Annotated in this window: 12 protein-coding genes and 1 tRNA gene; 12 read left to right on the top strand and 1 reads right to left on the bottom strand. The window is 42.5% G+C overall.

Translation table 11 applies throughout. The annotated features are described in order from the left end of the window. Positions 1 to 227: 227 nt before the first annotated feature. The 8 genes from L8106_RS08880 (at position 228) to L8106_RS08845 (ending at position 8,999) form a co-directional block, all read left to right on the top strand. Positions 228 to 887 carry a heme-binding protein gene (locus L8106_RS08880; RefSeq protein ID WP_009783924.1) on the top strand — a complete coding sequence of 220 codons (660 nt, stop codon included), beginning with the start codon at positions 228 to 230 and terminating at the stop codon, positions 885 to 887. Between the two features lie 41 nt (positions 888 to 928). Further along, positions 929 to 1,861 (top strand): glycosyltransferase family 2 protein, encoded by a 933-nt coding sequence (locus tag L8106_RS08875; protein WP_009783923.1) that lies wholly within the window; start codon positions 929 to 931, stop codon positions 1,859 to 1,861. Between the two features lie 228 nt (positions 1,862 to 2,089). Then, positions 2,090 to 3,049, top strand: a complete 960-nt coding sequence (locus L8106_RS08870; RefSeq protein ID WP_009783922.1) for a glycosyltransferase family 2 protein — start codon at positions 2,090 to 2,092, stop codon at positions 3,047 to 3,049. 49 nt (positions 3,050 to 3,098) lie between these two features. After that, positions 3,099 to 3,710, top strand: coding sequence for a hormogonium polysaccharide biosynthesis acetyltransferase HpsU (hpsU, locus tag L8106_RS08865; RefSeq protein ID WP_009783921.1), 612 nt, complete (start codon positions 3,099 to 3,101; stop codon positions 3,708 to 3,710). Between the two features lie 335 nt (positions 3,711 to 4,045). Next, positions 4,046 to 5,485, top strand: coding sequence for a general stress protein (locus L8106_RS32890; protein WP_009783920.1), 1,440 nt, complete (start codon positions 4,046 to 4,048; stop codon positions 5,483 to 5,485). 136 nt (positions 5,486 to 5,621) lie between these two features. Then, complete coding sequence (locus L8106_RS08855; protein ID WP_009783919.1) at positions 5,622 to 6,113, top strand: BON domain-containing protein; 492 nt, start codon at positions 5,622 to 5,624, stop codon at positions 6,111 to 6,113. Positions 6,114 to 6,390: 277 nt separating this feature from the next. Next, the gene (locus L8106_RS08850) at positions 6,391 to 7,566 is read left to right on the top strand and encodes an LL-diaminopimelate aminotransferase (RefSeq protein WP_009783918.1); all 1,176 of its coding nucleotides are present in this window, start codon (positions 6,391 to 6,393) and stop codon (positions 7,564 to 7,566) included. Positions 7,567 to 8,078: 512 nt separating this feature from the next. After that, on the top strand, positions 8,079 to 8,999 hold the full coding sequence (locus L8106_RS08845) for an NF038130 family PEP-CTERM protein (RefSeq protein WP_009783917.1): 921 nt from the start codon (positions 8,079 to 8,081) through the stop codon (positions 8,997 to 8,999). A 349-nt stretch (positions 9,000 to 9,348) separates the two neighbouring features. On the opposite strand, the gene L8106_RS08840 is transcribed toward L8106_RS08845, so the two are convergent. Beyond that, positions 9,349 to 9,435, bottom strand: a tRNA-Ser gene (locus L8106_RS08840). 195 nt (positions 9,436 to 9,630) lie between these two features. On the opposite strand from L8106_RS08840, the gene L8106_RS08835 reads away from it, so the two are divergent. From L8106_RS08835 to L8106_RS08820, 4 genes are all read left to right on the top strand, one after another. Beyond that, complete coding sequence (locus L8106_RS08835) at positions 9,631 to 9,999, top strand: 2Fe-2S iron-sulfur cluster-binding protein (RefSeq protein WP_009783916.1); 369 nt, start codon at positions 9,631 to 9,633, stop codon at positions 9,997 to 9,999. After that, positions 9,989 to 10,564, top strand: coding sequence for a thermonuclease family protein (locus L8106_RS08830; protein WP_009783915.1), 576 nt, complete (start codon positions 9,989 to 9,991; stop codon positions 10,562 to 10,564). Before L8106_RS08835 ends, L8106_RS08830 begins: the two co-directional genes overlap by 11 nt. Beyond that, entirely contained in the window at positions 10,561 to 11,391 is an 831-nt protein-coding gene (locus L8106_RS08825) for an inositol monophosphatase family protein (RefSeq protein ID WP_009783914.1), read from the top strand. The genes L8106_RS08830 and L8106_RS08825 overlap by 4 nt, the downstream gene beginning before the upstream one ends. A 293-nt stretch (positions 11,392 to 11,684) precedes the next feature. Next, positions 11,685 to 12,578: a DnaJ domain-containing protein gene (locus tag L8106_RS08820; protein ID WP_009783913.1), complete on the top strand. Its 894-nt coding sequence runs from the start codon at positions 11,685 to 11,687 to the stop codon at positions 12,576 to 12,578. The last annotated feature ends 67 nt before the right edge of the window (positions 12,579 to 12,645 follow it).

The raw sequence follows: 12,645 nt of genomic DNA, 5'->3' as shown, positions 1-12,645 counted from the left end.
AATGTAAGGTTATTGAATCAGTCAACCGTCACCAGTTATGAATGTCACCCGGAATGAAAAGAAGACCTTTAGAAATTCTTCGCGACTCCCAGAAATGACAAACAGAATTATTTTAAATGAGTTCTTAATCATCAACTCCCGAACTCCTGAACCTCTCTGACTGTGATACCCTAAAAAAAGTTCATCCGTCCGGAACTTAATTCATTTGTTTTTACACAATCAGACTAATGTTTCCCGTTAAACTCAAAAAATTATTCTTACCTCTCGGAATTTTAGCAATTGGAGCGATCGCACTGTATGCTTACAATACTGCCATTGCTGCACCTTTACCGAAAGGCTTTCCAGCGCCCACAGAAGAAGGTAAAATCGAAGTGAAGCGTTATCCAGCTTATCGATCAGCAACAGTTCGGTATACGGGTGATTTATCGATGGCAACCTTTCGGGCTTTTGATCCCCTTTTTCGCCATATCAATGATAACGAAATTTCGATGACCTCTCCTGTAGAAACCCGTTATCCAATTTCTACCCTAGACCCCAATAATACCAACAGAGAGGGCGAAGCTTGGGTTTCCTTCCTTTACCGGGACACTGACACTTACCCCAAAGAAATAGCAGACAATATCAAAGTCGAAGACATTCCCCCGATGACTGTCGTGAGTTTAGGTCTACGAGGAAGCTACGACTACAGGAGTTATCAAGAAAATATCAAAAAACTACACAATTGGTTAAAACAAAATCCCGAATATACTATTGTTGGAGAACCTCGACGGTTTTTCTATGACTCGCCCTTTATACCCGAAGCCCTCAAACGTAGCGAAATTCAAATTCCTATCGAAGAAACAGAACAAACAGAAGAAATAGAAAAAACACCTGAAACTGAGCCATAATCGCTTAAGATTGAGAAAGGCTACGCTTGGGAGTCTAAGCTATGACAGATCCTCAGATTTCAGCCATTATTTGTACTCACAATCGCGATCGCTATTTGGGAGCGGCGATTGATAGTTTACTCACACAGGACTTTGAAGACTATGAAGTGATTGTCGTCGATAATGCCTCCACCGATGGCACACGCGAAGTGACCGAAGCCCGACAACATCATCCGAAGTTAACCTACGTTTACGAAGAGGTAACAGGATTATCCGTCGCCCGCAACCGAGGGGCAAAAGAAGCCAAAAGCCCAATTCTCGCCTATCTTGATGATGATGCTATCGCCACCCCACAATGGTTGGGGATACTCCATCAAGCTTATCAACAAAACGAGAAATTAGCGATCGCAGGCGGTAAAGTAACGCTATTATGGCCGGAAGGAATTCAAGCCCCCCCATGGTTATCAGAAGCGTTAGCAGGTAATCTCGGGGCCTATGATTTAGGCAATGAAGTCGTTAACATCACCAAGCCCGGTTTAACCCCTAGAGGCTTAAATTACTCCCTGCGTCGCAGCTTTTTAGACCAAATTGGCGGGTTTGACCCCAACTTAGGCCGTGTGGGAAAACGGTTACTCTCTAACGAAGAACTTCACATGACCGAATTGGCGTTAAAAAAAGGCTGGACAGTCTCCTATCTCCCTGAAGCCTTAGTCGCCCATAACGTCGCCCCAGAAAGAGTCAACCGCAGTTGGTTTATGGAAAGAGGCTGGTGGCAAGGAATTAGTGAATGTTACCGAGAACAACTCGCAGGTGAAGCCGGTTGGGGTCAGTTAGGTCGTGGGGGAGAACGAATTGTCAGAGGATTGTACAAATCCGTTAAGAATTTAAGCGATCCTGCACAACGGTTTGATAATTTCGTGTATGCTTACGGTCAGATTGGTTATTTAGGGGCTGCCATTTCTGGAATTGTCACCTCGAAATCCCAAAAACATTAGAAAAAAAGAAATTGGCTAATCAGGGTTGCTTTAGCCGATAAATATACAAAAATAGCCAAGACTGATCATTCGGCAAGGCAGGAGGGGAAAGGTTAGAGTGGAAAGGGGAGAGATTCAATACTCATATTCTCTTGATATATTCTCTATTGTTCTCTAAATCCAACAGTTTTTAATACTTTGGACACGCATCTAATTTTTTTGTAAAACTACTACTGGAAACTTCTCGCTATGACCTCAACTGCATCTAAGATTCCGGTTTCCGTTCTGATTCCTGCTAAAGACGAAGAAGAAAATTTACCTGCTTGTTTAGCCAGTGTTGCCAGAGCAGACGAAATCTTTGTGGTAGACTCTCAAAGTGAAGATCGCACTGCTGAAATCTCTGAAAGTCACGGTGCGAAAGTTGTACAATTTCATTTTAACGGAAACTGGCCGAAAAAGAAAAATTGGTCGTTAGAAAATTTACCCTTTCGCAATGATTGGGTCTTAATTGTAGACTGCGATGAACGCATTACTCCCGAACTTTGGGATGAAATCGCAGTGATGATTCAAAATCCTGAATTTTGTGGTTATTACATCAATCGACGGGTTTTCTTTTTAGGGGCTTGGATTCGTCATGGGGGCAAATATCCCGATTGGAATCTGCGTTTATTTAAGCACAAACAGGGTTGCTACGAAAACCTGAAAACAGAAGGAGTTCGTAATACCGGAGATAACGAAGTTCACGAACACGTTGTCATGTCAGGCTCCGAAAAAGTCGGCTATCTGAAAAATGATATGCTCCATGAAGACTTCCGAGATATGTTTCACTGGATTGCTCGACATAATCGTTATTCTAACTGGGAAGCTCGCGTTTACTATAATATATTGACCGGACAAGATGAGAGTGATACGATTGGGGCTAACTTGTTTGGAGATGCAGTTCAACGCAAACGATTCTTAAAAAAAGTTTGGGTCAGACTTCCCTTTAAACCCTTTTTGCGATTTGTCCTGTTTTATATCCTACGACTCGGTTTTTTAGATGGTCGAGCGGGTTATATTTATGGTCGGTTGCTCAGTCAATATGAATATCAAATTGGTGTAAAACTTTATGAATTGCGGACATTTGGCGGTCATTTAAACGTTAGTAAAGCACCAACTGAAAATAACACAAATCAAGTCCCCTCTGTTCCCCAAGCGGTTCAGAAATAGTAACCTTTGGAGGCGTTACCGATAACGTCTCTCTACCTGATTATTGATTATGATCGAGACTCAACAAACAACATCCTGGGTTGATTTACGTCAATACGACCAATCGAATTTTGATCGAGGAAAACCCGGTTGGTTTATTTTATTGTGGTGGTTTGTGCAAGCGGTTACGTTTCCCCTCACCTTACATTCTTTGAGTGGAATTCGCTGCTGGATATTGAGGCGGTTTGGAGCAAAAATTGGTCAAGGGGTTCTCATCCGTCCAACCGCTCGAATTACCTATCCCTGGAAAGTGACAATCGGAAATTATAGTTGGATTGGTGATGATGTTGTACTTTATAGTTTAGATCAGATTAATATCGGTCAGCACTGCGTTATTTCCCAAAAAAGTTATCTTTGTACCGGAAGTCACGAGATTACAGACCCCGCTTTTGGACTGAAAACCGCTTCTATTAGCCTAGAAGATGGCGCTTGGGTTGCCGCAGACTGCTTTGTTGCCCCAGGAGTCGTGATTGGTTCTAATGCAGTTATAGCCGCCCGTAGTAGTGTGTTTAGCGATATGCCCCCTGGTCAAGTTTGTATCGGCACCCCTTGTCGTCCTCGCTATGCACGTTTGATGGAAGTTAAAAGTTCAGTCGAAAAGTCAGAAAAAAGCCCAAGCTAAACTTTAGAATTAATCTCAAAGATAGATACAAAAATATATAATTTGTATAATAATTAAGTTAAACAAAAAGTTGAGATGTAGGAAAAGCTATCGAATTCAGATAAAAAACATCACAATAATCATTTCATTAATACTTATTTCAAACAAATCAAACTTTTTAACAACGAAAAGATGATCTCTAAAGAATCATCGTCTATCAAAAGATATACCGAAAGAAAAATATTTTTGTCTACTTAGATAGAGGTCAATTCAGTTTTCCTCCAGTAAATTGTAAGAATAACTCCTAAAAAAAGGCGTTCTAAAATAAAATTAATTCCCCTCAGGGAGGAAAACAAATGGTTTTAAGAGCTAATAAAAGAGCAGTAGGTACATTTCCCAACCGTAGAGATGCAGAAAAGGCACTCCACAAACTGAGAGACTCTGACTTTCCGATGGATAGAGTATCCATCATTGCACAAGACTCAGAAGCACCAGACCGCATCGGTGAAACAGAAGTTCACGATCAACATCAGGGAAATAAAGCCGATGACGGCGCCAAAACAGGAGCGCTTACAGGTGGTGCATTAGGCGGTTTAACAGGCTTATTAGTCGGTCTGGGTGCTTTGGCTATCCCTGGTATTGGGCCAATTATGCTTGCAGGTGCAGCCGCGACAACGATTGCAACAACAGCCGCAGGTGGGGCAATTGGGGCAGCAGCAGGCGGTTTAATAGGGTCGCTCATTGGCTTAGGAATCCCGGAAGAACACGCTAGAACCTACAACGAACGAGTGTCAAAGGGACATTACCTGGTGATGATCGACGGAACTGACGATGAAATCCAAAACGCCGAAACCGTCTTACGCCGTCAAGGAATTCAAGACTGGGGTGTTTTTGACATTCCCGCCTCAGAGTATCCTCACCAAACGGATGAACCTCTAACCCCTCAACATCACGACTATCGGGCGATTGGTATATTTCCCCGTCGCCGAGATACCGATGCAGCACTCGATGAACTGATCAATGCAGGCTTTCCTCATCATCAAGTTTATGTGATCGGGCGTGACTATGACCATCATCCCAACCGTCACGGTTTTCACATTCATAACCGCTTTGATAACCGATTTTTAGGATTTTTGGGCGATCGCAACCGTTTCTTCAATGATCGCTTTGATCGGGGAGATTATCTGGTAATTGTTGAAGGAACCCAAGAAGAAATCCAGCGCGTCGAAACCCTATTAAGCCGTCGAGAAATTCAAGAATGGGCTATTTTTAAACGACCTGAAAATGAGCGATCAGATACCAATATTCATACTTTTAGCACAGCTAAAACAGGTTCTGAGTTGTCTCCTTACAAACATGGAGTCGGCATCTTTTCTACTCGTCAAGAAGCTGAATATGCCCTGACAGAACTCAAAAATGTTGATTTTCCGATGAGGAATGTTTCTGTTGTGGCTCACGATTCTGATCAGATGAATCGGATTCCTGATATTAATCGCATGGATCATGTAGATAACTATGCAGGTTTAGGAATTTTTGAAGATCGCGCCAAACATTATCATAATCAAGTTGGTCAAGGTCATTATTTAGTGATTGTTAAGGGTACAGATGATGATCTGCGCCAAGTTCAATCCATTCTCAACCGTCAAGGAATTCAAGAGTTTGGAATTTACGATCCCACTACAGTCAATCACAATACTTCAACTTCAGGACGAATTGAAACCGATAGCGAACACGCTCAAGTGATCAGTCGCGATCCTAAAGTGAAAGTCGTTGATCATCGCGATCGCAAATTCTAGAGGAGATTGAGAAAACTATTCTCCTTCTAAAAACTTAAATTGTGGAGCAAGGCGACTGAATAGCTTGCTCCTTTTCACTCCCTAATTTTTGTAATTTTTAAATCTTTATTTCCAACCTTTTAGTTTGGAACAGACCATGAAAAAATTAACTTCTTTTTTGCTTGGTAGCGCTTTGCTCTTAAGTACGGTGGCTTGTACTGATGATGCTAAAACCAGTGCAGACGCGCCGAATACTGTAGAAACAACTCCAGATATCCCCGAAGCCGAACAAGTACAAGACGCTCAAGAAGACGCTCAAAGCGAAGTTCGGAGAAATCAGCTTAATTCTGATATCCGAGCCAGAGAACAGCGTAATAATGCTTTTAATAGCGGAGCCGCTCAAGATCGGGATAGTGATGATATTGCCAGCGAAGTTCGCAGTAAATTAGAAGCCAATTTACCCGCTAGTGAATTAGTGATTAAAGCCGAAGAAGGAATGATCATTGTATCTGGAACGGTTCCCACAGAAGAACAGTTAGACCGCATTGAACCCTTAGCGAAAGAGATCAAAGGAGTTCAGTCTGTCAATAATCAAGCTATCGTTGCTCCTGCTCAACCAGAAGAAGATAACGACAACATACAGAACTAATACTGAATCTTAAAATCTTCTATCTTGAAGTCATTTTTAGACGTGCTAGGGCGCGTCTTTCTTTTTGATTCAGTGACATTCAGACACGCTAATATAGCGCTACGCATAAAGCTGAAGATATTCTACTAGAGCAAGATTGCCTTCTACTATTGCCTATAGATTAACAATCAATCAAAATCAGGAAAGGGAAAAATTTTTTACCTTACCCTATAGAGGATAGAGAAACCCATTCTCTTGAACCTTCTCCTAATTTGTTGTCTCATCAGTCCTGATCACGATGCACTTTTCTAACCGTTTACAACTGCTGCAATCTAACGTTTTTGCAGATATGGATCGCGCCAAAGCTAGAGCATTATCTGTTGGGCGAGATCTCATCGATCTATCTCTCGGTTCCTCTGATCTACCCGTCGCCGATCGCATTTTAGATCGCATCCGAGACTCACTTGCTGATCCTTCCACTCATGGCTATGCTTTATTTCATAGTACCCAACCCTTTCGGGAAGCTGTAGCAAAGTGGTACACACGCAAATATGATATTCCTGTTGATCCAGAAACCGAAGTTTTACAACTCATTGGCTGTCAGGAGGGAACCGCCCATTTACCCTTAGCCATTCTCAATCCCGGTGATTTTGCACTATTACAAGATCCCGGTTATCCTTCTCATTTTGGGGGGGTATATTTAGCAGGCGGTCAAGTCTACACCATGCCGATGTTAGCAGAAAACGGCTTTTTACCGATCTTAGAAGATATTCCCGAGGCGGTTTTGACTCAAGCCCGAATGATGGTATTGAGTTATCCTCATAATCCCACAACTGCGATCGCCCCGTTATCGTTTTTTGAGAAAGCAGTAGCGTTTTGTCAGCAGCATCATTTAGTTCTTGTCCATGACTTTCCCTATGGTGACTTTGTGTTTGAGGATGCAGTCGCGCCTTCTATATTCCAAGCAGATCGGGAAAAAACCGTTTCGATCGAATTTTTTACCTTCTCCAAGTCCTACAATATGGGAGGATTTCGGATCGCCTACGCCATTGGTAATCGAGAATTAATTCAAGCCCTGCGAAAAGTCAAAGCTGTGATTGATTTTAACCAATATCAGGGGATTCTCAACGGCGCCATTACGGCTTTAAATGAACCCCAGGAGTTTGTCCAACACACTGTTAATACCTTCAGACAGCGACGAGATGTATTTGTGGGGGCGATGCGGGATATGGGCTGGAATGTTCCGACTCCTGGGGCGACAATGTATGTTTGGGCGAAGTTACCGGAACTTTGGACTCAAGACTCTGTGGGGTTCTGTACTCGACTGGTTGAACAGACTGGGGTTGCAGCTTCTCCGGGGGTTGGCTTTGGGAAATCGGGAGAAGGATATGTTCGCTTCGCCCTTGTTCGTTCACCCGAGATGTTAACCCAAGCAGTTGAGAGAATCGCCCAATTTTTGCAGAAAACTCGCTAACGACTCCCTTCTTTATCTGAGTGAGGGATATCCTCGGAACCTGGTTTCTTTGAGAAATCGGGTTTTTTTCACCTAATTTCAGGAAGTCTTCCGCATTATTCGCGAAATTCAATTATCAATAATTCTCTGTTTTTTCACTTCTCCGTAATTTCACGTAGATCTTTTAAAAATTTAAATTTACGTGTTATTACTGATTTAATTTAGCTTCACAAAGACTAGAATAAATTCATGGAAAGTTTATAGCTTTCTCGGTAAAAGTCTGTTTATAATGGCTGTAGACCGAAAGGGAAAAATCAAGAAACAAGTAAGGAAGATGTTCAATCATCTCTATTTTAAGGCTAGTCGCTCTCCCTACCAACTCTTATGGGTCATCTCTAAACAAACTCACTAATTCTCACAATAAATGGTGATATGAATCACAAAAAAACGAGGAAAATCTAAGTTAAAACAGATTCATCATCACCAAAAAACTTCCTTCAAATTACATCATTCAAAACTCAGGAGAAAAAATCATGTCTGGATTGTTAAACAAGTTTGTTGTCGGTGCTTCCGTAATCGTTGGAATGAGTGCAATTAGCGTAGCTCCAGCATTTGCAGCTAACCTCACAAACGTTAAATTTGATGGTACTGACTACAGAACTTATAACTACAACACCATTACAAACGGAGTAGAAGCTGATGCAATCTCGGCTTTAATGGATGGCGATTCTTTAACCAATGTTGAGCTAGCCGCAAATGATGAAATGGGAATGTCTCGGGTTGGCTTTAGCGGTATGCTGAACGGAGTTAACGTTAAAGTTGAAAGCGTGACCGCAGCAGACTGGAATATCTTTGGTGGACAGTGGTTGAATGATTTCAGCAACGCTTACTCCGACGTCTATAACGCTACAGTTTCAATTCCACTTATAGGCTCTATTAACATAGGTCAAGCTGTTGCCGGTGCAATTCAAGGAGGACTGGCTCGTTCTGGAGATGCGAATATTGGCTCCTTCGTTCAAGATGATGTAACGGGTGAATATCAATTGAGCATGGTTGGACATTACAACGTTCTCAACGCACCTTATGTTATGCCTATGCTAACTGAGGAGTTGGGAGGTGAATCCTTGGCGAATACAGCAATGGGTATGGTTAATAATTTACTCGGTGTTAATCTAGAGGAACCTGGTGGTTTTAATCCCCTGCAAGTTAGTGAAGTGGCTAAAGTGACGATCGGCGATGAAGTTCACTATGCTTACAGCTTCGGAGCGACCCAAACTGGAATTTTAGCCGCAGACGCAGCACCTGGCGATACTTCCTCTCATACAGGTCTCTACACTTGGACTTTAGAAGGTCAGCCTCCTGTTGCTGCCGTTCCCGAACCCTCTACAATGTTAGGTTTAATGGCTGTCGGTGGACTGTTCGCAGCAGCCAAGCGCAACGCTAAAAAAGCTTAAATCTTGCGATTTCTGGTTATAGTCTGAGTCATTTGGGGAGCTAAACCGCTCCCTTTTTTTTGTTTCAATCAAAATGTCATGCTGAACAGATTGAGATTCTTCGTTTCACTCAGAATGACACAACCCTGATGAATGTCATGCTGAACGAAGTGAAGCATCTTAATAGATGATTGAGATTCTTCGTTGTTTCACTCACAATGACACAACCCTGATGAATGTCATGCTGAACAGATTGAGATTCTTCGTTTCACTCACAATGACACAACCCTGATGAATGTCATGCTGAACGAAGTGAAGCATCTCTAGAAGCCTTTTTAGAAATGCTGAACCACTTTATTGTTACTGGGAACGGAGAGGGAGGGATTCGAACCCTCGTATACATTACTGCATAACAGCATTTCCAGTGCTGCGCCTTCAACCACTCGGCCACCTCTCCAGAGGCAAATATTTTATAATTTCCTCACAAGAAGACTATGTTAGCAGAATAGCTATAGATTTTGCAAGGGCGATCGCCAGAAAATTTTCAACCCAGAATTTTGAGACTGACATCAGTCCGATATAATAACGAGGGGACAATAGATCCTAAATCTTGCCATCGACTATTTATCCTGAAAGCGACAAAAAACCTTTTATGTCCCGTTATTACACTATCCGCATTCATAACCGCCAGAAGAACCAACTCTACACCGCTAAAGTTCCAGAAGATCGCTATATCCTTCAATGTGCCGAAAATCAAGGCATTGATTTACCCTATTCCTGTCGAAATGGTGCTTGTACCACCTGTGCGGTGCGAGTGATCTCCGGTGAACTGTATCAACCCGAAGCAATGGGACTTTCGCCAGAACTGCAAAAAAAAGGTTATGCTTTGCTGTGCGTCAGTTATCCCCGTTCGGACTTGGAAGTAGAAACCCAAGACGAAGACGAAGTTTATGAACTCCAGTTTGGACGCTATTTCGGAAAAGGTAAAGTCAGAGCAGGATTGCCTTTAGATGAAGAATAATCGACAGTGGACATTACTATCTCAAAAAAGAGAGATCTTTTCCCTGTTGTCTTTGATTTTAGTCGTCGCTTTGGGCTTCCTTCTTGTCAGTTGTTCAACGCCTAAACCGCCCCCACTGGGGGTAGTTAGTCGAGTCGAACGAGTCGTCAGTGGACAAACCCTGGAAATTATTGATCCTCGCAGTGTAGTCCCGGCACTAAAAGCAGTAAGATTAATTGGTATTGCCGCACCGGACTTAAAACAAGATCCATGGGGACTGCTGGCACAACGTTATCTAGAAGAAATTGCTCTCGGAAAAGAAGTGTTACTAGAGTCTGATCGTGAACAAAGCGATCCCTACAATCGCGTGTTAGCCTATGTGTGGTTGGATGGGGTACTGCTCAATGAACAACTGGTTAAACAGGGTTATGTTCTAGCAGACGAACGTATTCCCAATACAAAATATAGCCAACGTTTGCTCTATGCTCAGTATGAAGCCCGAATTCTGGGTCAAGGAATTTGGAACCCCGAACAACCGTTACGTCTAACTCCGACTGAGTTTCGCCGTCAGAATGAGCAACAATGAACACAACAAAAACAACTCCCGATCAACTCCAAACGTTCTTAGATATTGCCACGCTTGCTGCTGAAGCTGGGGGTGCTGTCTTACAATCTTGTTTAGGAAATCTCAAAGATATCCAAGAAAAGGGTCGTTCAGGAGATTTAGTTACGGAAGCTGATAAAGCCTCAGAAGCTGCGGTTCTCGATATTCTCAAGCGTCATGCTCCGGATCATGCTATTCTCACAGAAGAATCGGGTGAATTAGGAAATCGTGATAGCTCGTTTCTGTGGGCAATTGATCCGTTAGATGGAACAACAAATTTTGCTCATCAATATCCTTTTTTCTCCACTTCTATTGCTTTATTAATTGACGGTGTTCCGTCTGTCGGAGCGGTTCTTGACCCTTGGCGGGGTGAACTTTTTCGAGCAGCTAAAGGCTTGGGTGCAACTCGCAACCGTCAACCTATTTATGTTTCCGAAACTAACAATTTAGCCAATAGTTTACTCGTGACTGGGTTTGCTTATGATCGCCGGGAAACATCGGATAATAATTATGCTGAATTTTGTCATCTGACTCATCTGACTCAAGGCGTGCGTCGGGGCGGTTCTGCGGCGTTGGACTTGTCTTATGTGGCTTGTGGGCGTATAGATGGATATTGGGAGCGGGGACTGTCTCCTTGGGATATTGCGGCGGGTATTGTCATCTTAGAGGAAGCCGGAGGCAAAGTTACTACCTATGATAGCAGCCCTCTAGACCTAAAATCTGGTCGTATTCTCGCCACCAACAGTCATTTACACGGGAGTCTAAGTCAAGCGTTAATGGAAACGCCGCCCTTATCGTCATGGTCATAGCAATAACATATTACTGAAATGACTTGAGTTTAGTTAAAATGTGATTAGGATCTTATAGAGCAATCGGCAAGTTAGGTCTAAAATTAAAACACTAACTTGATTGGTGTATCGATAAGAAACAACAAATTCTTAAAGGCTGTAGCTTGAAATTCCCCCTAAACTTGGGAACTTTGAGTCAGCTTAAACCGTGAAGTCCGATGTTGTGCTGATTTCTCGGAAATAGCAGGTTAATATTAGGTTTGAAGCGGTGAAATCAGTTAATATTGCTAGATCAGTAAGGAAGGCAAGGTATGATGTCTTTTGAAGTTAAACAGGGACTATTTCAACTCGGGTTCACCGATAGTCATGCTATTTTAGGGGTTCCCTTGAGTGCAGAGTTTTCTGCTATTCGTAAACGGTATACAAGGATCGCTCGTCGTTTACATCCCGATACTTGTCCGTTCAAAAATCCCGAGGAAAAAGAATTAGCCAAACAATTATTAGCAAAGTTAGTCAGTCCTGCATATAACAGATTTTCTAAGGAAAGCGAACGCAAAGAATACGAACTACTCTTAAACACAATTGGTGAACGAGTCGTTAAAGAACAGCGTACCCTACAACTCCAGAGTGAAATTGCTAAACAACTCTTATCGGCTACGAATTATCAACAAACTTACGAAGCTTTACTCGAACAACTGGCTCAAAAACAGTTTGAATCTCCTCAAAATGTTTTAGATATTGTCGGTGAAATTAGTGAATTAAATCAAGTCTATTTATTGCGAAAAGTCTCAAAAGGCGGTTCAGCAGTCCCTTCGCCTGCACCGACACCTCAACCTAAATCTGAGACTCCAACGGCAACATCTACTCCTCCGAAAAAAGACTCTGTGGTTGACCAAGCTTGTAATCGTGCAGAAAAGTTAATGGCGATTAAAAACTATGCTCAAGCCATTATAGAACTCAAGGATGCACTCAAACAAGAACCTGAAAATAGTCGGGGTCATGGTTTACTGGGTTTAGCCTATCTCGGACAAAATCAACCCAAGTTAGCCACTCCTCACGTTAAACGGGCGTTACAGCTTAATCCTAAGCAGCCCCAGGCGCTAGAGGCGAAAAAACAACTCGAAAAAACGGCGACTAAAGTTAAACAATCTCAACAAAAATCTGGAAGTGGTTTGTTTGGGGGTTTATTTGGCGGCAAGAAGAAATAAATAAGAAGGAGAGAACACCAAAAAATGATATCCTAACACCGAACTTCCCCTTGCTAACATCTCCTAT

Source organism: Lyngbya sp. PCC 8106 (genome assembly GCF_000169095.1).
Taxonomy (GTDB): domain Bacteria; phylum Cyanobacteriota; class Cyanobacteriia; order Cyanobacteriales; family Microcoleaceae; genus Capilliphycus.
The sequence above is the reverse complement of the archived record's forward strand: the minus strand, read 5'-3'. Positions and strand labels throughout refer to the sequence as shown.

Excerpts from the sequence above, each read along its gene's own strand:
- L8106_RS08880 (WP_009783924.1), top strand. The coding sequence starts at position 228 with ATGTTTCCCGTTAAACTCAAAAAATTATTCTTACCTCTCGGAATTTTA.
- L8106_RS08875 (WP_009783923.1), top strand. The coding sequence starts at position 929 with ATGACAGATCCTCAGATTTCAGCCATTATTTGTACTCACAATCGCGAT.
- L8106_RS08870 (WP_009783922.1), top strand. The coding sequence starts at position 2,090 with ATGACCTCAACTGCATCTAAGATTCCGGTTTCCGTTCTGATTCCTGCT.
- hpsU (WP_009783921.1), top strand. The coding sequence starts at position 3,099 with ATGATCGAGACTCAACAAACAACATCCTGGGTTGATTTACGTCAATAC.
- L8106_RS32890 (WP_009783920.1), top strand. The coding sequence starts at position 4,046 with ATGGTTTTAAGAGCTAATAAAAGAGCAGTAGGTACATTTCCCAACCGT.
- L8106_RS08855 (WP_009783919.1), top strand. The coding sequence starts at position 5,622 with ATGAAAAAATTAACTTCTTTTTTGCTTGGTAGCGCTTTGCTCTTAAGT.
- L8106_RS08850 (WP_009783918.1), top strand. The coding sequence starts at position 6,391 with ATGCACTTTTCTAACCGTTTACAACTGCTGCAATCTAACGTTTTTGCA.
- L8106_RS08845 (WP_009783917.1), top strand. The coding sequence starts at position 8,079 with ATGTCTGGATTGTTAAACAAGTTTGTTGTCGGTGCTTCCGTAATCGTT.
- L8106_RS08835 (WP_009783916.1), top strand. The coding sequence starts at position 9,631 with ATGTCCCGTTATTACACTATCCGCATTCATAACCGCCAGAAGAACCAA.
- L8106_RS08830 (WP_009783915.1), top strand. The coding sequence starts at position 9,989 with ATGAAGAATAATCGACAGTGGACATTACTATCTCAAAAAAGAGAGATC.
- L8106_RS08825 (WP_009783914.1), top strand. The coding sequence starts at position 10,561 with ATGAACACAACAAAAACAACTCCCGATCAACTCCAAACGTTCTTAGAT.
- L8106_RS08820 (WP_009783913.1), top strand. The coding sequence starts at position 11,685 with ATGTCTTTTGAAGTTAAACAGGGACTATTTCAACTCGGGTTCACCGAT.